This window comes from Sinorhizobium kostiense, from assembly GCF_017874595.1.
In the GTDB taxonomy this organism is placed as follows: Bacteria; Pseudomonadota; Alphaproteobacteria; order Rhizobiales; family Rhizobiaceae; genus Sinorhizobium; species Sinorhizobium kostiense.
In genome coordinates, this window is the sequence record NZ_JAGILA010000002.1 from 495,198 (window position 1) to 516,957 (window position 21,760).

General features: G+C 59.0%; 26 protein-coding genes. 12 read left to right on the forward strand and 14 right to left on the reverse strand.

Annotation, left to right across the window (positions count from 1 at the left end; genetic code table 11):
* Positions 1–20: 20 nt before the first annotated feature.
* From J2Z31_RS08855 to J2Z31_RS08865, 3 genes are all read right to left on the reverse strand, one after another.
* The gene (locus J2Z31_RS08855; protein ID WP_209601531.1) at positions 21–695 is read right to left on the reverse strand and encodes a hypothetical protein; all 675 of its coding nucleotides are present in this window, start codon (positions 693–695) and stop codon (positions 21–23) included.
* A 466-nt stretch (positions 696–1,161) separates the two neighbouring features.
* Positions 1,162–2,700 (reverse strand): winged helix-turn-helix domain-containing tetratricopeptide repeat protein, encoded by a 1,539-nt coding sequence (locus J2Z31_RS08860; RefSeq protein ID WP_209602278.1) that lies wholly within the window; start codon positions 2,698–2,700, stop codon positions 1,162–1,164.
* Between the two features lie 87 nt (positions 2,701–2,787).
* Complete coding sequence (locus J2Z31_RS08865; RefSeq protein ID WP_209601532.1) at positions 2,788–3,252, reverse strand: cupin domain-containing protein; 465 nt, start codon at positions 3,250–3,252, stop codon at positions 2,788–2,790.
* Positions 3,253–3,572: 320 nt separating this feature from the next.
* On the opposite strand from J2Z31_RS08865, the gene J2Z31_RS08870 reads away from it, so the two are divergent.
* Positions 3,573–4,616, forward strand: coding sequence for a PD-(D/E)XK nuclease family protein (locus J2Z31_RS08870; RefSeq protein WP_209601533.1), 1,044 nt, complete (start codon positions 3,573–3,575; stop codon positions 4,614–4,616).
* Between the two features lie 17 nt (positions 4,617–4,633).
* On the forward strand, positions 4,634–4,870 hold the full coding sequence (locus J2Z31_RS08875) for a hypothetical protein (RefSeq protein ID WP_209601534.1): 237 nt from the start codon (positions 4,634–4,636) through the stop codon (positions 4,868–4,870).
* A gap of 119 nt (positions 4,871–4,989) precedes the next feature.
* On the opposite strand, the gene J2Z31_RS08880 is transcribed toward J2Z31_RS08875, so the two are convergent.
* Together J2Z31_RS08880 and J2Z31_RS29925 are read right to left on the reverse strand one after the other, a co-directional pair.
* Complete coding sequence (locus J2Z31_RS08880) at positions 4,990–5,232, reverse strand: hypothetical protein (RefSeq protein ID WP_209601535.1); 243 nt, start codon at positions 5,230–5,232, stop codon at positions 4,990–4,992.
* Positions 5,189–5,599 carry an ATP-binding protein gene (locus J2Z31_RS29925; protein WP_209602279.1) on the reverse strand — a complete coding sequence of 137 codons (411 nt, stop codon included), beginning with the start codon at positions 5,597–5,599 and terminating at the stop codon, positions 5,189–5,191. Before J2Z31_RS29925 ends, J2Z31_RS08880 begins: the two co-directional genes overlap by 44 nt.
* Before the next feature lie 873 nt (positions 5,600–6,472).
* Between J2Z31_RS29925 and J2Z31_RS08890 the strand changes: the two genes are divergently transcribed.
* From J2Z31_RS08890 to J2Z31_RS08915, 6 genes are all read left to right on the forward strand, one after another.
* A complete protein-coding gene (locus tag J2Z31_RS08890) occupies positions 6,473–7,276 on the forward strand; it encodes a hypothetical protein (protein ID WP_209601536.1) in 804 nt (267 codons plus the stop codon).
* 74 nt (positions 7,277–7,350) lie between these two features.
* A complete protein-coding gene (locus J2Z31_RS08895; RefSeq protein WP_209601537.1) occupies positions 7,351–7,596 on the forward strand; it encodes a hypothetical protein in 246 nt (81 codons plus the stop codon).
* A 181-nt stretch (positions 7,597–7,777) separates the two neighbouring features.
* A complete protein-coding gene (locus J2Z31_RS08900; protein WP_209601538.1) occupies positions 7,778–8,008 on the forward strand; it encodes a hypothetical protein in 231 nt (76 codons plus the stop codon).
* A 203-nt stretch (positions 8,009–8,211) separates the two neighbouring features.
* Complete coding sequence (locus tag J2Z31_RS08905; protein ID WP_328243267.1) at positions 8,212–9,345, forward strand: phosphoribosyltransferase domain-containing protein; 1,134 nt, start codon at positions 8,212–8,214, stop codon at positions 9,343–9,345.
* A gap of 131 nt (positions 9,346–9,476) precedes the next feature.
* The gene (locus J2Z31_RS08910) at positions 9,477–10,574 is read left to right on the forward strand and encodes a cysteine protease StiP domain-containing protein (RefSeq protein ID WP_209601539.1); all 1,098 of its coding nucleotides are present in this window, start codon (positions 9,477–9,479) and stop codon (positions 10,572–10,574) included.
* Positions 10,574–11,533: an HpcH/HpaI aldolase/citrate lyase family protein gene (locus tag J2Z31_RS08915; protein ID WP_209601540.1), complete on the forward strand. Its 960-nt coding sequence runs from the start codon at positions 10,574–10,576 to the stop codon at positions 11,531–11,533. Before J2Z31_RS08910 ends, J2Z31_RS08915 begins: the two co-directional genes overlap by 1 nt.
* A 483-nt stretch (positions 11,534–12,016) precedes the next feature.
* Here J2Z31_RS08915 and J2Z31_RS08920 read toward each other — a convergent pair whose 3' ends face one another.
* The 8 genes from J2Z31_RS08920 to J2Z31_RS08955 form a co-directional block, all read right to left on the reverse strand.
* The gene (locus tag J2Z31_RS08920; protein WP_209601541.1) at positions 12,017–12,301 is read right to left on the reverse strand and encodes a DUF4236 domain-containing protein; all 285 of its coding nucleotides are present in this window, start codon (positions 12,299–12,301) and stop codon (positions 12,017–12,019) included.
* 398 nt (positions 12,302–12,699) lie between these two features.
* On the reverse strand, positions 12,700–13,359 hold the full coding sequence (locus J2Z31_RS08925) for a thermonuclease family protein (protein WP_209601542.1): 660 nt from the start codon (positions 13,357–13,359) through the stop codon (positions 12,700–12,702).
* A 135-nt stretch (positions 13,360–13,494) separates the two neighbouring features.
* Positions 13,495–14,130: a hypothetical protein gene (locus J2Z31_RS08930; RefSeq protein WP_209601543.1), complete on the reverse strand. Its 636-nt coding sequence runs from the start codon at positions 14,128–14,130 to the stop codon at positions 13,495–13,497.
* Between the two features lie 85 nt (positions 14,131–14,215).
* A complete protein-coding gene (locus tag J2Z31_RS08935; RefSeq protein WP_209601544.1) occupies positions 14,216–14,794 on the reverse strand; it encodes a TerD family protein in 579 nt (192 codons plus the stop codon).
* 56 nt (positions 14,795–14,850) lie between these two features.
* Positions 14,851–15,426, reverse strand: a complete 576-nt coding sequence (locus tag J2Z31_RS08940) for a TerD family protein (RefSeq protein ID WP_209601545.1) — start codon at positions 15,424–15,426, stop codon at positions 14,851–14,853.
* Positions 15,427–15,516: 90 nt separating this feature from the next.
* Positions 15,517–15,969, reverse strand: coding sequence for a tellurite resistance TerB family protein (locus tag J2Z31_RS08945; RefSeq protein WP_209601546.1), 453 nt, complete (start codon positions 15,967–15,969; stop codon positions 15,517–15,519).
* Between the two features lie 14 nt (positions 15,970–15,983).
* The gene (locus J2Z31_RS08950) at positions 15,984–17,228 is read right to left on the reverse strand and encodes a TerD family protein (RefSeq protein ID WP_209601547.1); all 1,245 of its coding nucleotides are present in this window, start codon (positions 17,226–17,228) and stop codon (positions 15,984–15,986) included.
* A gap of 43 nt (positions 17,229–17,271) precedes the next feature.
* Positions 17,272–17,859: a TerD family protein gene (locus J2Z31_RS08955; protein WP_209601548.1), complete on the reverse strand. Its 588-nt coding sequence runs from the start codon at positions 17,857–17,859 to the stop codon at positions 17,272–17,274.
* Between the two features lie 155 nt (positions 17,860–18,014).
* Between J2Z31_RS08955 and J2Z31_RS08960 the strand changes: the two genes are divergently transcribed.
* The 3 genes from J2Z31_RS08960 to J2Z31_RS08970 are packed head-to-tail and all read left to right on the forward strand — an operon-like array spanning position 18,015 to position 20,595.
* The gene (locus tag J2Z31_RS08960; RefSeq protein WP_209601549.1) at positions 18,015–18,392 is read left to right on the forward strand and encodes a transposase; all 378 of its coding nucleotides are present in this window, start codon (positions 18,015–18,017) and stop codon (positions 18,390–18,392) included.
* A 2-nt stretch (positions 18,393–18,394) separates the two neighbouring features.
* Entirely contained in the window at positions 18,395–19,447 is a 1,053-nt protein-coding gene (locus J2Z31_RS08965; protein ID WP_209601550.1) for an ATP-grasp domain-containing protein, read from the forward strand.
* The gene (locus tag J2Z31_RS08970) at positions 19,447–20,595 is read left to right on the forward strand and encodes a trypsin-like peptidase domain-containing protein (RefSeq protein WP_209601551.1); all 1,149 of its coding nucleotides are present in this window, start codon (positions 19,447–19,449) and stop codon (positions 20,593–20,595) included. The genes J2Z31_RS08965 and J2Z31_RS08970 overlap by 1 nt, the downstream gene beginning before the upstream one ends.
* On the opposite strand, the gene J2Z31_RS29740 is transcribed toward J2Z31_RS08970, so the two are convergent.
* On the reverse strand, positions 20,560–20,763 hold the full coding sequence (locus tag J2Z31_RS29740; RefSeq protein ID WP_328243268.1) for a YlcI/YnfO family protein: 204 nt from the start codon (positions 20,761–20,763) through the stop codon (positions 20,560–20,562). The genes J2Z31_RS08970 and J2Z31_RS29740 overlap by 36 nt on opposite strands.
* Before the next feature lie 91 nt (positions 20,764–20,854).
* Here J2Z31_RS29740 and J2Z31_RS08975 point away from each other — a divergent pair, with 91 nt between their 5' ends.
* Entirely contained in the window at positions 20,855–21,595 is a 741-nt protein-coding gene (locus J2Z31_RS08975) for an HAD family hydrolase (protein ID WP_209601552.1), read from the forward strand.
* The last annotated feature ends 165 nt before the right edge of the window (positions 21,596–21,760 follow it).

Below are 21,760 nucleotides of genomic sequence, written 5' to 3' on the forward strand. Positions count from 1 at the left end.
AAAACACAGTCGATAAGGAGCTAGAGCAACGTCGCCATGATCAAAACGGCTCCGACTACCAGGAAGTACGTCAAAGTGCGACGCCTCCCCCGTTGTTTAATTTTCTGAATATTCGCATGGGCATCCCCTGCACCAAAGTCATCACTGTGGGAGCTGTTGCGAATAGCATTGATTTGATCGGCGAGTTCTTGTGCCGCTTGAGAGTTGTTTCCGATGAGTGGAAAGACGGGAACGTACTTAGCTGCATTCACGCCATTGGGCCTCACAAGGTGGGCATTCGCGGCCATTGCCCGTTCTTCGTCCAATGTGAAAAAGGCGAGCCACGTGCCGCCTGCGGATTGGAAAACAGTGGCCTTGCCCAGTTCCCCCAGGTTCAAGGCTACCGATCGGCCCAGAACGCCCACGAAAACAAGGCGGTTATTGCCAAATGTCAGGCGCGGATATCCGAATATCGGCCCCAGAAGCAGGGCTGCACCGCCGCAAGCTAGAAGCACTCCGAGCGCCAGCACGAGCAAACTGAAAATGTGTTCCCTGACCGTTGAGGAAGCCGGGAGGCCGACGAATGCCCAGATGAAGACTGCTCCCATGCAGATGTTAATGATGCGGAGAAGGAGGTTTCGGAGTGATGGTTTCGCATGACAGAGCAGCTTTGCGCCATCGTGCTCGGAGGGTGCGCGCTCGGAATTAATATTCACAACACCCTTTCCCGAGCAACTGTCAGCCGCCCTCGCCAGTCTTTCTCCAATCGCTACAATCATGCCGAGTGCTGGCGATTGAGTCTAGCTTGCCCGATTTAGTCATGCCTTCACCCGTTCGAGCGATAAGGCAAATCCGTGCTTCACAACGATCCTCCCGGTGACTGCTGTGACTTGCCGTGGCTCAGTAGTCGAGTGAGCAGACCCAAGGAAATCCAGGCAGCTTTCCGGAGCTTCCGTCTCCGGCTCCCTGGTTGCATCACGGCTGCGCTCGATGGTTCAGCCTGCTGACAGTCGCGAGGCGGCACATAAATATTGCCCTGGTCGCGGGAAAGGATCGTTAACGCCGAAATCATCTGTCTGCCCCCTCTCGCGCTTGGTCGCGCGGTCAGGTGCAGGGTCGATCAAAATGGCGATTCGGGTCCTAAATCGCCTACTGGAAAAATTCCGAAATCTTCTAAATCCATCAGCCTTCCTCTAGTCCCGCCTTTCGCAGCCCTTCGAGCAAGGCGTCGGTCCTTGTCGGGTCCTTTGCGGGCTGTCCGGACTTGATGCGGGCGATCGTAACCGCCGGAGTGAGCCGCTTGAGGTCATGAAGGAACCGATGCGCCTCTTCCATGCGGCCGAGATGAGCGTTCGCCGCGATAAGCACCCAGAGGGTCGGTTCGAAGTTCGGATTGCTTGCGAGCGCGCGGGCGGCCCAGGCAATCGCCTCGGCGTAGTCTCCGCGAATCCTATGGACGTCCGCGATCCCGCAGAGCGAAAAATGCGCGCCGCGGTCGCCTGGACTCAGTCGGTTTGCCCTTTGAAAAAGGGCGAGCGCCTCCTCGAGGCTCCCGCAATGAAGATGCGCAAGTCCCGCCCGGACCACGACCATCAGGTTGTTCGGGTTGGCTTCCGCCGCGGATTGCAGGACCGCCACCGCCCAGTCGTAGTCCTTTGCTGTCTGCAACAAGGCGACGCCGCAATGCGCCATCACCATCCCATCCCCGGCCGCGTGTTCGAGGCCCCGGCGCGCCAGCGCCGCGCATTGCCGCACGTCGTCCTTGCCGAGCGGTGGCCAGCCCATCGTGTGCCGATGTTCGAGGGCCCAGGCGGCATGGGAAAGCAGGAGGGCGTTGTCAGGCTCGGCCTCCAGCCCCTTCATCAGGAGCGCGTAAGCCTCCGCGTTTTCCTTCTCGGACTCCGTCGAAATTTTTGCCAAGGCCTGCAGATAGATGTCGTAGGCTGCGACGCTTCCAGACCGCTCCCGCCGCGACCGCTCGATCTCTGCCGCCTGGATATGCGGTTCGACTATCGTCGCGACGCTCTGGGTGATCTGGTCCTGGAAGTCGAGCAGATCGCCGATTTTGCCGTCGAAGCTCTTGGCCCAAAGGTGTATTCCACTGTCGCCGTCGACGAGATGTGCCGCGATCCTCAGTCGGCTTCCCGACCGCCTGACGCTGCCTTGGAGGAGATAGCTGACGCCGAGTTCCTTTGCGACGAGCCGCACATCCCGGAAATTTCCCTTGTACGCGAAGGAGGATTGGCGGGCGACCACCGCGAAGCTTCTAAAGCGGCTGAGGGCGATGATGATGTCGTTGACCACGCCGTTCGCAAAATAGTCCTGGTCAGGGTCGCCGTCGAGATTGGCAAAAGGCAGGACCGCGAGCGCTGGTTTGATCGGCATCACTTCGGCGACGTGAGCCGCCCGTGGAGATGCAATGACGAGGCGATAGCCGATGCGCGGTATGGTCGTGATCCACTCCCGCCCGTCCGGAGCAGGGCCGAGCGCCTTGCGCAAAGAAGCGATCTGGACGGTGAGATTGCTTTCTTCAACAATCGTGTCCGGCCAAGCTCGTTCCATCAGGTATGCCTTGGAGACGACTTCGCCCCGTGCCTCCAGCAATACTCGAAGAAGCGCAAGGCTGCGGTGACCAAGAGTGACGGACTCGCCGTTCCGTCGCAGCCGGCTGCGGTCGGGATCAAGCACGAAGTCACCGAAGGCATGCAGCGGTTCCACCATGACGAGAAATATACCCGATAGCTCGACACTGGGGAACCGACGGCGAAGCACCGTGGCGTTTCACGGCCGATCGTCGCCGTCGCGGGACTACAGGCGAAGCGCCAGTACAGCGTCGTTGATGATCCCCATGCGGGCTTCGATCTCCGCAATCTTCTCGCGCGTGTCGGCGCAGGATGTCTCGATGTCGACAAAGAGCTGTTCGAAGCCACCGGGAGTGACCATTGCGAACAACTGCCCTGGCTCGTCCCCGATATTTCGCCAACTGTGGCGCACATGTGGCGGCAGAACCACGACCGTTCCTGGAGGCGCGTCGAATTCCTCGTCACCGCATCGGAAACGATAAAGTCCGCGGATCACTCGAAAGACCTCCGTCTCTCGAGTGTGAGTATGAGGCTCCGGGCCTTGGCCTGGCGGAGTGAACGTTTCCCACATGCCGAAGGCCCCTCCGGTCTCGGCGGCAGTTGCATGGATCACTACCTTCGCACCATGGGGCGCTTTGGCTAGACGTTCCCCGCCCGGCATGGAGACAACCGCCTTCTTAAAACCTGGCATAGCCCACCTCGTTGGTTAGCGGGAACCATAGAATAGATAGAAATCCAGTAGGCCCTGCTCGCGATCGTTTTCGGGTGTGTTTCAGTATCGACCGCTGACCTGAGCTGTGTGCCATTAGGCGCATGTGTTTGCTGGTAATTTCATAGTCTCCATTGCGCCCCGGGTGGCACGGTCGCGCATATCAGCGGTTGTGTCTATTAGCCCCATTGGGTGAATTGCCGGGGAAATGCAATTTCTTCAAAGTCATACAACCTAGAAGAGCGGGCGATGGATGAGCTCCAGCGCTGTAATATCCAACTCCGATGCAGGACACGGAAACGATGGTGAATTCAGAAAGCCTGCTCACCCTTACCCATGCCACCGAGCGTGATGTTGATCTCATCCTAGTCGAAGAACTCGCCTGTTCTGCGGAATTCGTCGCGTGGATTTCTCGTCGGGTGAGCAGCGGAGACATTACCTCGAGTTCAGTCGCTCACAGTAAACGGCGTACCTTCAATCGACGAGAAATCGATATAACGTTGTCCGTTGAAGGCCCAGCCGGCAAGACGATCATACTGATCGAAAACAAGCTGGATACCGCTGAACAACCGCGCCAGGCAGAGTCCTACGCAGAAGAAGCGCGTACCCTGGTGGACCGCGGAGAGGCCATTGCGGCCACCACGGTCTTGATGTGTCCTCGCCAATACGCGGCAACAGCGTCAGCCTTCGCTCGAAAATTCGATCACGTCATACCGTATGAAGATGTCGTTGAATTTCTTGATAGCCGCAGCGGGCAGACCGATGGTGAGTTGGCATCTAGGCTTAGGCATCGCCGCGAACTGCTGATGCAAGCCATCACGAAAGCACGCCGAGGCTATGAAGCAGTCGCCCTGCCTGAAATCGATCAATTCGCCTCTCAGTACGTAACGCTGTTGAAGGAGGAAGGAATACCGCTCGAGCCGGGACCTTCAATGGTAAAGCAAGGGCGTCCAGGAGAAAGTCGCACAATGATTTTCTCACCGGATGCGCTGCCGAAATGGGACTTTCTCCCACAGACGCGTCTTGTGCATCAGCTTAGAGAAGGTAATGCGAATATCAATCTCTACGGCTGGGGCGACGTCTTCAGTAGAATCGCGGCAGAAGTAGCCTCTGACCTTAATGGTACCGATATACGAGCTGTTCCTTCCGTCAACAAACGCATTGGCGGGCGATCTGGACTAATGCTCGTCGTTCAGACACCAGCAATTGACAGCCTCGCCGCTTTCGATCCGCAAAAAGAGGTTATACGCGCGGGTGCCCTTGCTGCCGCGAAGCTAAAGCATTGGTTCTGGTCGAACAAACCGATCGTTGAGAGGTGGGCATTACTCATCAAGGCCGCTGGATAGCGGACGTCGGAAACCGAATGTCGATCATCTATACGATAGTAATTATCATCGGCTTCCTAATCACTGCCCCCTTTCTCGCAGTGGGCATGGCGTCCATTCTGATAGCTGCCGTCGTTGGCTTACTATTTTTCTTCGTTGTGACCTTGGTCGGCGTGGAGCCATCAGGCGGCGTGCTCGTCACCTGCTTTGTGATGGCGTGCCTAACAATGCTCATCTATGCATTGGGAAAGAAAGCCGACAAACCGCATGAATAGGATCGGGGCTGTCGTTGTTTTGGAACGCTGACCCGAGATTTGAACGGTGAAATCAGCAATTGTGATTTCGACCTAGTCAGCCACCTTTCGTGTACGCAGCCCCCGCTGACCAGACGAATTCAGTTTACTTCCGCCGAGAGAATCTTCGCTCCCCTTCCCTTCCCGGTGAAACGACCCGAGACTTCTTTTCGACGACGGCCGCGATGCACATACAGCAGGTCAATCTCCATCGACCGAGCGTCGATCTGGCGGCTGGTACGATGCTTCATGTTCTTTTGGGCAAGGCGCAGGCTGCGCGGAAAGGCCCAGGCGGCACTGTCACAGATGTCCGCCGGAACTGTTGGTGTGCGCGTGCCGAACATCGAGTATGGCGGTCTCGAACGATTGTTCCCTCTGCCGCATCGCGTGCGAGGCTCTCGCAGGCATACTGTATGGTCTGCGCGGTTCGACACTTGGAACGGCACGTCCTGGCCCTTGGGGCGCGAAACGAGGGTCACCGTCGAAACGGCTGCGATCGAGGCCAAGGCCTCCCCGCGGAATCCCAGCGTCGGAATGGCGCTGACCACGTTGCCGGGCAGTTTGGACGCGATGCTCGAGGCAAAGGCCGAGGACTTCGGGGATCATGCCGACGCCGTTGTCCGAAACGACGATCTCCTGCAGCTTCTGCCCTCTGACGGCGGGCGCGACCTCGATCGAGGTCGCGCCCGCGTCGATGGCATTGTCGCGCAGGGTGGTCGTGTGAAGATGACGATCAGGATACTGCCGCCACGCATGGCCGCGATGATCGCGGCGGCGAAGTGGTGGATCGGCCTGCCTCGGCGGTCAAGGAATTGTTCGCGCAGTGGTTTTCCAGCGCGTTCAGCGTTTCCCAGCTGTCGCGACAGTAGCCGCTGGAGTCGGTCGAATTGCTCCTGATGTCCTGTACAAGGCAGCGTCCTTCGGCGTCCATGAAACGAGCGACCGGCGCGGTCAATGCCTTGGGCGCGTAGGGTGCGTTCGACCCGACATAACGGCCCTTGCGGACGATGTCGCTGACCTTGCATGCGCGTTCGCCTATCCAGATCAGGGACAGGATGTTCGCCAGCGATATGCTTTTCCGCCTCGTGTTTGACAAGGATCGGGGAGATGAACTCGCTATAGACCCGGAAAATCCTGTCTCGCATGCGATCAGGAATTCAGACCGATGCTTGCTTCGGGAGCGTTGTGTCATCTCGCGTGCCGCTTTCGGGTGCGACTTATCCATCAAGTTTCAGTCGGTCGGCCAAGGAGATTGACCGGCGTCGCCTTTGGCGCTCGGCAGACCGTGAAAATCGGTTGGATTTCAAGCCCTTGCAAAAATTGTTGCCTAGTGCTTCAACGTCGGAATGAAGTGTTTCGAGGGGACGTGAATGGCACCGCGAAAGCGATCTTACGGCCGGGACAGCGACAGTTGTCTCGGCGTGTTTTTCCACAACATGCTGGTCGACATCGAACGCAAGGAAAAGCGTGACGCCGCGACGAAGAAGCGCCTCGACGACATCAGGGCCAGACTGCGAGCCTCCAACATCGACGTGTCCTGGGCCGAAACCGCCCAGGATATCATGCTGGAACTACGGATACGGCTTGAATCAGTTCGCGACCCGGGTGGTTCCCGAACTGAGACAGATCATCCGTCAAAAGGCAATCGAGGAAGAACGGAAGGCGCGCGAGGCGGAGGAAAAGAGAGGGCGGGACAGGCGCGAGGCCGAACTCCGTCGTGTCGCGCGGGAAACCCAGAGGAGCGAGTTGGCGGAAGCGGGACGTCTCAAGCAGGAGGGCGACGAAGGGCGGTCGCGGCTGGCGTCGACGGTAAAGTCATTCAGGAGCCAGACGGTTAGGTCCGGGTTCCTGCCGGAAACCCAGGACCCCGGAGAGGCGGTCCTTGCCGCCCGTTCGGACACCATAAGCGAGGCCCGCGCCGAACTCGCCGAGATCGAGGCGGCGATCGCCAATCCCTCCGTGTCGATCACGCGCATCCGCGGCATCGCGAACCGGTCGCTGTTTTTCGATTACCGGAGGCGTAGCCTCCTGAGGGTCATGGGGTTCATGGCCCTGGACCTGTTCCTCGTCTTTGTCCTGAGCTTCGTGGTGGTTGCCTGCGCCGAAGTTCTCGGTTTCGCCAAGGATGACGGGGTGGGATTGGCCACGACCATCGTGGGGTTCTCGCCTTTGTTCCTCATCTGGCACTATCGGCGGCTGCGGCGACGGCGCATCTACCTGTCAGACAAGCCGACCAAGCTCCGCTTCGAGGCGGCTTTCCGCGAGCGGGTTCCCGTCGGAGGGAAGCCGCCCAAGTTCAGGAAAGCTGATCTCCCCGCTGACTTCTCGGAAAAAATCCGGGCCTTGAGCACCGATCTGCGGGCCAAGGAGAAGGCGCGGAGTCCGTGATCCGCATTTCGTCCCGGGACATAGACACGCAACTCTATCGGTGTAGTCATGCGCGATCGACCTGGAGGGGCAAAATGGGCTTCAGATTCCGCAAGACCGTCAAGTTCGGTCCGTTCCGCACGACGCTCACGCACCGTGGCATTACGAGCGGCATCGGAACGGGTGGCATCAGCTATTCCAAGACCGCGCGCTTTTCCGGTTCTCGAAAGCGCTCCCCCACGACCGATGAGGGTCAGCCCGCCGCATCCCAAGGCAATCCGGTCGTAGGCTTCATCGTCCTCGCCGTCATCGGTTTCGCGATCTTCCAAATCCTGACCTGACCATTCACTGGCAGCAAGCTGCTTCTGTCGAAGACTATATGCAAGAATTCGGAAGCTGGGCGGGACGGAAAACCGTCTGTCGCCGTCGTATTTCATGAAGGCCGCGCCGAGAGCTCTGACGTCAAACGGCTGAAGTTCATGGCGGAACGAACCGTCGAGGCGGCGGCGGATTTTGGGCGTGATGGAAGCCAAGGCAATGCTTCAACAACGGGAGCGCCAAATTTCCCAAGTCGGTGCGATGCTGCGATCGCAGGGAAGCTTCCGCAGCCTGATCGTCAACTACTTTCAGGAAGCTCGTGCAAATAAAAAAAGTCAGCGCCGCGCCTCCCCGGCTCTGCCCGTCGACTTGCTATGTGGCCTGTCCTTTTTTTATTTCGACTTCAACCAGACGGATGAAGGTACTGCCCGCTGAACGAAGTTCGGCAGCAGAAAGGGCCGTCGTCGCGGTCTACAACAATTTCGCAATGTGGCGTCGTGTTAAGGCTAGGTTTATCCAAATGGGTTGTAATCCGCGGCGTTACAAACCTCATCGTCTCCGCGTTCTCTTTTACCACTTTCAAAGGCCGGAAACTGTATCGGAAATAAAACTGTGCTCTTCTCGGGGGATAGCTGATTGTGAATACCGCAATATTTTCAGCCCGACTTGCCGATGGAACGATCTGGGCGCAGGTGTATCGTAGCCTGATACCCCCTATTGAGATGTTCGGCTTCGGACAGCGCATCAATCCAAAGCGCTCATTTCTGTTCGTATCGAAGGTACTTGGCCGGCACATACCGGTCCGCCCGTCGGTCATGCGCAATACATTCGACCTTCTCGCACGCCAAATACCCGCTGACATCCCCGGTCCTATTCTTTTCATCGGTATGGCGGAAACAGCCGTTGGCCTCGGCGCGGGTGTCCATCAGCAGTTCCGTGAACTCACGGGTCGTAGTGATGCGATATATATCTGCACCACCCGTCACAACCTTAATCTGCCGCTGATCTGCGAATTCCAGGAAGAGCATAGTCATGCCATGCGGCACCTCCTGCACCAACCATTCGATCCGGTGCTCCGTAACATGGCTTACGGCGCGAAAAGCCTGGTTCTGGTCGATGACGAGGCTTCGACAGGCAAGACATTCGCAAATCTCTTCGCTGCCCTGCCCGAGAAAATTCGTTCGGAGGTGGAACACACGGTCCTAGTCACGCTCACCGACTGGTCCGGCGGTGCTGCCCGCGCGAAGATGACGGGAAGGGTCAGCGATGCAACTATACTTTCCGGCCGTTACAGTTGGACGCCGCACGAGAACGTATCAGCCGCCGCTCCACAGGTTCCCTCTTTCGACCGTCCTGCGCAGACCGAAGTTTTCCCCGACGCCGCCCGCGACTGGGGGCGACTTGGCGTCGTCGATCACTCCCAGCTTCTCAACGCCAAAGCGGCCGACAACGGCGTCACCCTCGTACTCGGGACAGGCGAACACGTGTGGCAGCCCTTTCTGCTTGCGGAGCGCCTAGAAAAGGAGGGCGCTGAGGTTTTTTATTCGTCCGTGACGCGCTCCCCCATATCCGTAGGACACGTGATCGGCTCGAAGTTCTCGTTCTCCGACAACTACGGCGGAACGGTTCCCAACTACCTCTACAACGTCGATCCCGCGCTGTATTCGAAGATCATCCTCTGCTCGGAGACAGGTCCAGAACACGTCTGCGCCGACCTGATATCCGCACTCGGTAATCCCGCCGTCGTCGTGGACCGGGAGGAGAGCGAATGAAAACTCTATCACTTGCGGGAAATCGCCATGCGCCGGCTACCTGTCGGAAATCGGTTCACGTCGGCGTTTCACTGACAATCTATAGCGGCAACAAGACTGGTTCCGCCTCCTCAACCTGAGGACATCACCCCATGGACAGTATCAACCACAGCATTACCGCTGCCGCACTCGGCTCCTACGCCAGAGATGACGTGACATTCCTCCTCAAGAGGGTGGAAATGGAGTCCACCGACGTGGCCACGAAGGAAGAGGCCATCCAATCGGGACGTCGACATTACTCGGAAATGATTTCCATCGAGAAGGCACCGACCGCCGAATACATGGACCTGTTCGCCAGGGCCATGGAAACGGGTGGCCCGCGCATGGGCGTGGAGACGGCCCGTCTCTCCCACGCTATCGCGGCGTCGGTCGAGCATCCAATTACCCTCGTCAGCTTGGTCCGCGCCGGCGTGCCGCTCGGTGTTCTCCTCAATAGGGCCATCGCCTCGCTCGGCCGGGATGTCGAACACTACGGCGTTTCGATCATTCGCGACAAGGGAATCGACGACGAGGCCATGCGCCACATCCTCGCTAGACGTTCTGTTGAGGGCATCGTCTTCGTCGACGGGTGGACAGGCAAGGGAGCGATTATGGGTCAGCTCGAGAAGAGCTTTAAGGCCTACTCAGACCTGCCTCCGCGGCTCGTCGTGCTGGCCGACCCCTGCGGCCGCGCATGGCTCGCCGCATCGGGCGAAGACTGGCTGATCCCGTCCGGCATCCTCGGATGCACGGTATCGGGGCTTATCAGCCGCTCGATCCTCAACGCCGACGTTGTCGGTCCCGGTGACTTCCACGCCTGCGTCCAGTGGGACAATCTCGCCGAGCACGATATCTCCCGTTCTTTCGTGGACGAGGTCTGGAAGTATGCCGCTCCCGCGCTTGCAACCGAAAATCCGAGCGTGTGGCATGTCGAAACCCGCCTCGCGCACCGCGAAGCCGCCGACGCAGCCGTCGCCTGGGTCGTGGGCGAGAATGCGGTAACGAACGTCAACCGGGTCAAGCCGGGCATCGCCGAGGCGACCAGGGCAATCCTGCGCCGCATACCGGAATTGGTCTACGTCTCGTCGCCGGCCGATCCAGAGCTCGCGGCCCTCATGCACCTGATTGAGGACAGAGGCGTTCCGTATGTCGTGTCGCCCGAGAAGATCGCCCCCTACCGCGCCGTAACCCTCATCCAAAAGCTCTCCTGATGCTCAAGAGCACCTCTCCCTACGAGCTCGGCGCAACGCTCTACATGCCGGTTCTCAAGAAGGACGCGCTGGAATACATTGCCGGCCGGAAGCTCCCGAAGCTGCGCTCGATGGTTCTTTGCCTCGAGGATGCCCTGCTCGAGACCGACGTCCTCGTCGGTATGGACACACTAGAGAAGACCCTGATCCGGATCGGACAGGTAAAGGAAGAGACTGAGGACAAGCGGTTTCCTCTGGTCTTCGTCCGTCCTCGCAACCTTGGGATGGCCAAGCGCATCGCCGAGATGGCCGGCATCCACAACATCGACGGTTTTGTGGCTCCCAAGGTGCGCCCAGGCGACTACGAGAAATGGGTGAGCGCCGTGCGCGACACCGACCTCTATATCATGCCCACGCTGGAGACGACCGAAGTCTTCGACGTCGGAGCCATGACGGCCCTGCGCGACGAATTCCTCGCAAACGCACCGGATCGCATCCTTGCCTTGCGTGTTGGCGGCAATGACCTGATGTCCTGCCTCGGCCTGCGCCGGGTCGGAAAAAGCAGCCTGTACGAGGGGCCGCTCTTCTACACAATCTCGATGCTGATGGGCATCATGAAATCCAAGGGCTTCGACCTCACCTCGCCCGTCTACGAAATCATCGAAGATGGGTCGACTGGCGAACAGGTCGAGCAGACCTGGCTCCGCGAGGAAGTGACGAAGGATGTGGCCTTCGGCTTCGTCGGCAAGACGATCATTCATCCTTCACAGATCGATGTCGTGCAAAATGCCTTTAAGGTCACTCGTGGAGATTATGAGTCGGCCAGGAAGATTCTCGCTGTAGACGCCCCGGCGGTCTTCAAGTTCGGCGGCTCGATGTGCGAGCCCGCCACCCACAGGACATGGGCGCAGCGCATCATGTCGCGCGCCAACGTCTACGGAATAGTGGGCGAGGACGAGACGAAAGCTGCGTACCCGTGATTTGAAGAACAACAGGCGCAAGGACATCGAAACGGTGATCGACCTCGCGGATCAATATGAAAGACCCCGCAACTTACCTGTCCATCCTGGACCCTCGACCGGATCAGCTAGAAAAACTCGTCAGATGCCGCCCTCAAAAGCGAGGCACACATCACCATCTCGACCGTCCATCTAGCCAAGTGTGACGTGGTCTACTTCCGAGCTTCGTGAAAGGGGGATACATTCCGTCTGCACTTCGCGAGGGACCATGAAAGTTTCGAGGAGAAGAAGCGCGTCCTTTACGTAGCCGTTGCGGGACCGCGGCGTCACCTTGTCATCACGGTCCCCACATTCAACGCGACGGGCAAGAACGAGCCGTCGGCGTTCGAAGACACCGTGACCGAGATTGGAAACGCTGGGCGTCGGCCAGGGTGCAACATGGCTTCGGCTTTGGCGGCAACTACGGCTCGCCGCTCGACCTTTCCGATCTCTGAGCTGGCGGACTCAGAAGACCCAAAGATAGATCACATAGGCAATGACGGCCAGAATTATGAAGCCGACAACCGGGTTTCCCTCCGACGCTGCCGCCTGGTTGTCGTTACCTTCGGTTTCAGTGACCGCATTGTTGTCTAAGTTCCCGATGCGCGACCGACGGCTGCCCACGTCGGTGTAACGTGTCGACTTCGAATACCTAACGCCACCCGCTCCGATGCTGTTGGTTATTCCCCTGTGAGTTAAGGTCGTGCGAAACGGCCCGACCTTGAACGACTTTCGAAAACTGAACCCCATTCTACCCCTCCAGGTTGACGAGAATTTGGTAAATCAAACGCGGTTGCATGTCTATACACCGCACGGGTTAGTTGGAGGTCAAGTATAGCCACTCACGACCTCGCTGGGTCCGACGATGGCCTCTTTGAAACGCTTTCGTCGCGGGCAGCCGCCTCATGAAGCGGGGGGCCCCGGCCGCCTGATGCTGAGCGGAGGCCCTTTTTCAATTCCTCGATCTTCGTCTGGAGCTGCTCCAGGAGATCATCATTGCGGAAGCTGGGAAGCTTCGCCCGCCCATCGCCGTCGAGTGCATTGGAAAGGCATCTGGCGACGCTCATGGCGGTGATGGCTGGCCTTACGAGGTTCGATAAGAAGTTTATGTCGCGCGCCCGCGCCGGTGTCGAATACTCGATGGGTGTTCAGTTTCCCCAAATGGGAGCTCGCCATCCCGCCTGGATTGCCTCGCCTTCGGAACAGAACCAGCGTTCTCCCTCCTCCTGTGAAACCTTGGTCTTGCCGTACCAGGGGGACCAGGGCGCGTGATAAATCATCCCCTGCTTCGAGATGTTCCCTTTGATCGGACATCCATCGGGCGACTCCTGCTTCGCCACATCCCATTTGTGGGCGCGGTAGTCCCACGGGGACTCCGTCTCGGCTTGCCACACACCGACGCCCGCCGCGCGTGCCTTCTGCTCGATCGAGACGTAGTCGGTTGAATACTTTACGAATGCCCAGGCATTCCCAGCTTCTACCATGCGCGCGTTGACGTCGATTCCGCCAGCAGTGCATACTCCGATGGTGCGGCTATATCCGTCAGAACCACGGTTGTCGCAAGTGACGCCGCTTGAGATGAGGTCTTCCATTGCCGCAATAGCCGCCTTGCCGCATGCCCACTTTCCACCGCCCGCTTTCTCGCAGCTCTGACCGGCTTCGGGCGCGTCGATGCCATGGAGGCGGTAGGTGACACCGTTGATTTCGAGCGTATCCCCGTCAACGACACGGGCCGATCTGGCGAAGACTGGGGTGGAGACCGAGGATACTACCACAAGTGCTGCCGCAAAGATGGATTTCGACTTCATACGCCCCTCCGGTCGGAGTCTCGGACCTTGGGGAAGAAGCCTTAATTCATAATCGTTGCAAATACAACCTAAACGCGGACGTATTCCATCGCATGAACGGGGCGGTTGGTTATCAGCCGTGGGCAACCTGGGATGCTACGCAGGCACGTAGTTAAGCATTCGACCGTCGCCGTCCAACAGGATTTTAGCACGAACGCTGCGCCTGCCCTTGACCTTGAAGACGACGGCGTCGTTCCTGAAGTCCTCAAGGACAAGCTCGTTGCCATCCGGGTCCACTATGACCTGCTCGCGGCCGCCCACGTCGCGGAAGCCGTTGCGCACAAGGAAATCCTCGTTATGGGCATCGACCTGAAAAGCCTTCTTCCGTTTCGGCCGCTGAAAGAGACCGTATAGGAGGCCTGCTGCAGCGAGAACGAGCTGAATGCCGATCCCGACGAAAAGGACTCCCTGTGCATTGTCCTCGCCGTCCGATCCGCTTCCAGCGACCACCAACAACGCAAACATGAAGAGGGCGAAGCTCGCGGCAATTATCACGGCATTCATGAGGAACGTTAGGAAGATCGTACCGAGGACACCGCGGGCATGCCCCCGTGCCATATTCCAGAAGCCGTATGCGGTCCCAGCCAGAGCCACGGCCGCCAGTACGATAACCACGATGTTGTCGCGCGTTTTCCGGTAGGCATCGCGCCCTATGCTGAGACCAACCCCTGCAACGGCCGAATGGACAAGCAGGTTCATCAGCGAACCCTTGGCGTAACTGTTTCTCGACATGCAACCCCCGTGTCATACCTCGGCAGCCCCGTGCACCGACAGCAAAAGGGGGGCGTGAAGCCCCCCTCGTTCCGTGTCCCCCGGATCAGGCGAGATTGACGCCGAAATCCTTCGCCAGTGCGGCGAGACCGCCGGCGTAGCCCTGGCCGACGGCCTTCATTTTCCACTCTTCGCCGTTGCGGTAGACCTCACCGAAGACGAGCGCGGTTTCGGTCGAGTAGTCTTCCGACAGGTCGTAGCGGGCTATCTCGGCGTTGCCGTCACTGTTGAGCGAACGGATGTAGGCGTCGCCGACCTGACCGAAGTTCTGGCCGCGGCTGTCGGCTTCGTGGATGGTGACAGCGAAGATCAGACGCTTGACGTCGGCCGAGACCCTGGAGAGATCGATGGCGACCGCTTCGTCGTCACCTTCGCCTTCACCCGTGCGGTTGTCTCCCTTATGTTCGACTGCGCCGTTGTCGCCAAGCTTGTTGTTATAGAAGACGAAGTCTTCATCCTTACGGACCTTGCTGTTTTCGCCGACGATGAAGACGGAAACGTCGAGGTCGAAGGCAGCGCCATCGGTCGTGCGCGGCTTCCAGCCGAGGCCGACGAGAAGGTTCTTGAGGCCCGGTGCTTCCTTGGTGAGGGAGACGTTACCGCCCTTCGAGAGAGAAACTGGCATGGGTGTGTCCTTTCGTTTTTTGGACTTCAAAACTTGATCGAGTTGATCAACGCCCCTTACGAGGCGTTGATGCCGTACTGCGCGCAGACGGAGGCGAGGCCGCCCGCATAGCCTTGGCCGACGGCGCGGAACTTCCATTCGCCGGCGTTGCGGTAGAGTTCGCCGAACAGCATGGCGGTCTCGGTTGAGGCGTCTTCGGAGAGGTCGTAGCGCGCGATCTCCTTACCCGTTTCCTCGTTCACAATGCGGATGAACGCGCCGCCGACTTGGCCGAAGTTCTGGCGGCGGGCCGGTGCGTCGTGGATAGTGACCACGAAGACAATCTTTTCGATGTCGCTGGCAACGACGGGGAGTTGGACCTTGATGGCCTCGTCGTCGCCGTCGCCGACGCCAGAGCGGTTGTCGCCGGTGTGTTCGACCGAGCCGTCGCTGGCCTTTAGGTTGTTGTAGAAGATGAAGTCCTGGTCGCCGCGGACCTTGCCGGAGGCGGTCAGCAGGAAGACTGAAGCGTCGAGGTCGAATTCGGTGCCGTCCGTGTTGCGAGGGTCCCATCCGAGGCCGACGATGACCTTTTTGAGGTTCGGGTCGAGTTTGGAGAGGGAAACGTTACCGCCCTTCGAGAGACTAACCATTGCTTTACCTTGCCTTTCGAGATGTGGTTGACTTGTTGTGTCGGAAGCCGCGGGAAACGAGGCGGCCGGTTCGCCCGTGGCGGGCGAAGTTCACAGGCCGAATTCGGAAGGATCAACGCCGAGTTCGGCGCAGATTTCACGGGCTGCCTTCTTCTCGTGTTCGTCGAAGTTGCCGTCTGAGTTGGCGATGATGATGGCAACACGGACAACGGCGCGCGCGGCGTCCGGCTTGGAGCGCAGCTTGCCGATCGTCTTGAGCGCATCGATGCCACCCATTTCGAGGTCGAAGTCGAACTTCCCCGAAATGGAGCTCCAAGAGGCGATGACGTCGTCCGTCTTGAAGACCTTCAGTTCGTCCGAGAACTGGATGAACTGCATCATCTTCTGCTTTTCCTTGGGATCGACGATCCCGTCGGCATAGGCCATCTTCGCGCATGCCGCGATCACGGCGTTCATGAAGTCGGCGTTCTTGAATTTGGTGATTTCTTCCTGGGCGCGCTTCTTGGCGGCGTCAAAGTTGCTTTTCAGCCAATCGAGGGCCATGTCTTCCTGATCCTTTATTTAGTGCCGGAGACCCATCGGAGGCCCCAGTCGTAATGCCTGTCTAGTTTCTGCGTGTCGGTGAAGTACTGGACCTCGCGCTTCACGCTGATTTCCCCGCTGACGTTCTCAAGCAGGACAATCGCGCAGTTTCTCCTACTAGGGTCGCCTTCATCGAGCTTGACCTCGATGGGCGCATTATCGGGTACGTAGACCGTGACGACACCGTCAGTCTCCGTCCAGTTTGCCACACCGTCGTAAATGAAGGTGTAGATCATGATGCGACGGATATCATTCCACCGCGAACCGTTGATCCTCATCCACTCGCCGTCTGTGCTGGCACCGGTTCGGTCGTCGGACAGGAGCCGGATGAAGGGCGCGTGATCGAAGTTCCCGAAGACGTTCCCGAGCGCCTGGACCACTCCCTTGCTGCCATCCTTGAGTTCGAAGAGACAGCCAAGATCAAGGTCCACGCCCTTGGAGCCACCGCCGAACAATCCTCCCAGCACGCCGCCGCCACTCTTCGTCCGCTTGTTCCAGTTCAGGTTGATCTTTATCTCCCCGAACGATGTGCCTTTCTTGGCGAGACTGATTTTGGGCTGCGCCTTGGTTAGCGTCACCTTGGACAGGCTGACGGGAGCGGCCGAGGGCGGCGGAGGCGCAGGCGGAACGGGAGGCGGTGTCGGAGTCGAGGTATTCGACGGAGGCGGCGCATCATCGATCTTCACGCCGAATCCCTCAGCCAGCGGTTTCAAACCACCGTTGTAGCCCTGCCCCACGGCCCGGAACTTCCACTGGCCATTGCGTTTGTAGAGCTCTCCGAGGATTAGCGCGGCTTCTGTCATTCCCGTGACCGGAACGTCGAATGTCACGGCCGTTCCTCCGGCTCGCATCACTGACACGACCAGCGAGGCCACGTCGGTAAATGAGACCCGCTTCGTCTGGGCATCGTTGATAGTACCCGTGATGGCTATCTTCTCGGCCGCGCTCGGCAATCGACGTAGGTCGAACTCGAAGCTCGCCTCGTTGGTGCCTCCAAGGGCGGAACGGTTCGTTTCCGTCATCCGGACGGCACCCGTCTTATCCGCGCGCTGGCCATAGAAGATCATGTCATCATCACTGGCGACCTTGCCGGATGCCGTAAGTACGAATGCCGAGACGTCGATCTCCTCGATCGCCGGACTCTTGAGTTTCCAGCGAACCGACACTACGAAATCATCGCCTGGGAGAGGCGCGTTGCCTCCCATGGTCAATGCCGTCATTTCCCCTTACCCCGTGTTTATGAACGCTAGGTCCCTGTCGGCCTCAGATGAGGCCGAGCGCGGGAGCGACGAGGTCGTGAACGGTGCGGCCATTGGCAGGCGCTCCGAGCGCCTTTACCGACCAGCCATTGCCTTCGCGGCTGATTGCGGCCATGACGAAGCCGGAATTGCGGCCCTTTTCGCGGAGTTCGTACTTGCAGATTTCCCTCTTCGTGCTCTCGTCCACGAGGCGGCAGAAGGAATTGTCGACTTCGTCGAAGGTCTGACCGCGGAAGGAATTGACGGTCACGATCAGGTGGGCGACTTCCGCCGGGACGCGGGTGAGGTCCACGCGAATGACTTCATCGTCGCCGTCGCCGTCGCCCGTCAGGTTGTCACCGCTGTGAGTGATCGAGCCGTCGCGGGATTTCAGTTGCTGGAACCACACATTATCGAGGACCCGCTTGGAAGCATCGACCAATATGACTGACGCATCGAGGTCGATGCTGTCGCTGCCACCGCCGAGAAGACCGCCGAGGAAGCCGCCCTTCTTCTTGACCGGGTCCCATCCGAGACCAATGTGCAGACGCGTCAGCGAGGGGACCTCTTTCGAGAGGGATACTTTCTGACCTTTGGAGAGCGATACGCTCATGGAGTGCTTCCTTTACTGGGGTCGGCGTGCCGTGCACGAGAAAATTGTGTTGAAGGGGTCCTTGCTATTCAAACATAGGTTGACAATACCGGACGGTCAAGTCCTTGACTAAATAATTGCTTGCCAACTTGGCATCTGTGTGCAGAATGCGAATTATGTCAGTAAAAAGAAAAGTTTACAGTATCAAGCTCCAAGTCGTCTACGCAATTGCCTATGACATTGCCTCTCTTCTTCCCGAGGAGGTGGAGGTGATTGGCGATGCGCTCAGGTCCGGGGCGCGAAAATTCAGGTGCGACATCATCTCGACCTCTTCGGGGGATCGCTGGTTCGAGGCCGTTCTGGCCGCTGAGCCATCATTCGACATTCCCAAGGCGATGACGTCTCTCAAGACCGTGTCCTCACGTGCGATAAATGCGAGACGCGGGAGTAACGCCGGATTCTGGGCTCCCGGATACGTGGTGGTCAGCATAGGGGAGGCAGTGAATCCCGAGGAAGCCGCGAAGAATCTCGAAAGCAGGGGTATCAGGAAGTGAGCATGCAGGGTGTCATCTGGCTTAATCAAATGCTCGCCTCCCAGAGAGACGTCGCGGAACTCGTCCGTCGTGGCTCAAACGGCTGCATCAGGGTTCTCTCCTCCCACGGTTCCGACCGCGAGGACATCTTCATGACGGCGGATGAACATTTGGTTGAGCCGCAAGAGGCGGTGGAACCCACCTTCGGCTATGCTGAATGGGCGCTTAACACGGCGTCTTCCAAGCGGGTCAACGGAATGGTTGCGATGCGTCACCGGAAAAAGCTGATCGCCGCGCGCGACCAGTTTTCCGCCGGGGGCGTAAGGCTTGCCGCTGGAGCAGTTGATTCAGATACGATTGACCTCTGCGACAACAAGGACCAGTTTACCGTTGCGATGAAGGCCGCTGGCATTCCGGTGGCCGAAACAATCGCGGCCGATAACCTCGAAGAACTCCGCGCCGCCATCACCACAATTGCGGCGACCGGAACCGAAGTCTGCGTAAAACCGGCAGTTGGCGTTTATGGCAGGGGCTTCTGGCGATTTGTCCCCGGCCTGAATCCATTCTCGCTCTTCACGACTATCGACGGAAACCAGGTCGATCCCGAGTTTTACCTCAATGCTTACGCGAGGGCCGCGACCACGGCCCGCCTGATCGTGATGCAGTATCTCCCCGGCATCGAGAGCAGCATCGACTGCGTCTGCGACGACGGCAGCCTCGTCGCCCATGCAGTCCGCCAAAAGTTGAACGACCGACAGGTGGTCTTCACCGGAGGGCGCGAAGTCGATATTGCCCGCGCAGTCATCTCTGAACTCAACCTCGACGGTCTCATCAATGTGCAGACCAAGGCCGATGCTTCAGGTAATCCGGTCCTTCTCGAGGTCAACACGCGGCCGAGCGGTGGTGTCGGATATTCGGCGGCGGCAGGGGTTAACCTTCCGCTGGCCTGCGCCCGCATGATGCTCGGCGAACGGGTCGGAGACACGTCGCTCGCCTCGCCTGTAGTTATTAGGCGCTCAGACCTGACTTATGTCCTGCCACGCGCGACGGCCGCGCTCAGTGGGTGGGCCGCCTGATGCCATACGATCTCGTCGCAGGTGCAAACGCAGTCGTCCCCGGTGACGAGGTCGCCTTGCGGGTTCACGCCAACAACGGCGGAAGTGTCGATTTCGCCGTCGCCGTCCTGCCCGTCCCACGGGGAGCCGATCCATGGCTCCCCCTGCAGGACCCGCCGCCGGCCTACGCCGATGGCGCAAGCAGCGGCGTCGAGTTCAGGCTGAAGCTGTCACTTTTTCCAGATACGGTTCAGATGGTCGCGCTCGTGTTGTATGCAAGTGGTGCTTCCTCCACACTCATATCACTGCGAGACGTTTCCATTGACGTCGGAAGCAACAATATCCGCCTTGATCACTCCGACCTCACGGTGCCAAGCCTGTTGTTTGCTGAACTCTACAGGCGCAACGGTCAGTGGAAGGTCAGAGCGAAAAAGGACGGCGTTTTCGACGGCATCGAGGAACTCGGCAGGCGGATCGGCGTGCAGGTCACCGATCGCCGTCGGTCTGAAACACCTACGCCTCCGAGACGAGACCAAGCTCCGGGGCCTTCGCGGAGCGGAGCCCGAGGCACCATGGCCGACTGGACCGGGTCCGGCAGCATGATCGCCGACAAGTTCCTCATCACCAATGCCCACGTTGTGAACAATGCACGCGAAATCTTCGTCTCGGGCTTCGTCGGGAAAACCCGCGCCGAACCCGTGATCGTTGACGAAACCAACGATCTCGCGCTCCTGCGCCTGTGGGATTCCTTCGGCCAATCCGAGATTTCCTTCAGAGACACAGGCGTCTATCTCGGCGAGACGGCCGTGACGCTCGGTTACCCCCTTTCGGGTTTGCTCGGACGGGGGCCGCAGTTCACCAGCGGAGCGGTGTCAAACCTGCTCGGCCCGGGAGACGACGCCAGGCTAATGCAGGTGACATGCCCGATCCAGCCTGGATCGAGCGGTGGCCCGGTCTTCGACGAAACAGGCCTCCTTATCGGCGTTGTGACGGCGTCCCTCAGCAACGCACAGAACGTGAATTTCGCCATCAGATCGGCGCTGGTGTTTCCGCTCCTCGATGCGGCGAATGTCGATTTCGAGCGAAGGACCAAGGGAACTTCACTCCAAATGTCTGACATCGTGAAGGCGAACTCAAGGTTCGTCTGGCGTGTCGAATGCTTTGCTTGACCCGCCAACCCGCTCCCGCCTCGCGATTTCCCGTTCGACGGCCTTCTGGAGGAATGCTGTTCGGGTCTCCCGCTCCTTTCTGACGGCATCTATCCTTTCGATAGTGCCTTCGGGGAAGCGACCTGGGATATTGTCGAAATTGATCTTCGGACGTCCGCGCGTCGTCATTGGGTACTCATTTTCTGATATCTGAAAATGGGTATTGACTATTAACTGATATCAGATATTTGTCCAGCCCAGTCAGTGGCGGAGTATGCAGATGAAGCCCATCGCCCTCGTAGACCTGGACGACACCCTCTTCCAGACGAAACGCAAGGTCCCCGACATCGCGGAATCCGATCTCGTTCTGGCATCCAGGGCGAACAATGGCAGCCACTCCTACATGACGAGAACCCAAGCGGCCTTTGCTGAGTGGCTGCTTGCTTCGACCGAGGCCATCCCTGTCACTGCGCGCGGTTCCGAAGCTCTCTCACGGGTTACGATCCCGTTCTCCAGCTACGCGATCGTGTCGAATGGCGCGGTCATCCTCAACAAAGCCGGGAAGCCGGACGAGGAATGGCACGAAGTCGTCTCCGGACAACTGCGTCCGCTGGCGGGCTACTTTGCCGAGTTGCTCGCCGCAGGCAATGCGAAGGCCGATCAAGTCGGCGTCTCGATCCGCTGCTGGTCGGTTATGGAGGGCGATCTCGCCACCTACGTCGTTTTCAAGGAGAATGACGGCGACGGCTCGCGTCTCCAAGAGATCGCCCCCATTGTCGAAACGGAAGGCTGGGTCCGCCACCACAACGGCAACAACCTCGCTCTGATCCCGCCCGTGATCTCCAAACGACTCGCCTCGGAGTTCCTGCTCAAGAGGCTTCGTGAAGAACAGCCGGACCGCCCGGTTATTGGTTATGGCGACAGCGTGAGCGACTTCTCCTATCTTTCTCTGTGCGACTGGTGGGGCGCTCCGGGCAAGTCGCAGATGACCGCACTCGTCGTTTCGGCGGCCAGCGCCTAAGCACGGCTCGCTGTACCAAGGCGACAGAGCCGTGCGCTAGGCGGAGCTTTGTGTCGCTCTCACTGGCACCGTGCTGGCCATGCGTCACGGCCGATGCTTTTTGCCATTCTCGGCTCTGTGATCGGAATCCAGGATTGGCGACCTGTAGTAATTCTGGATTGGCCG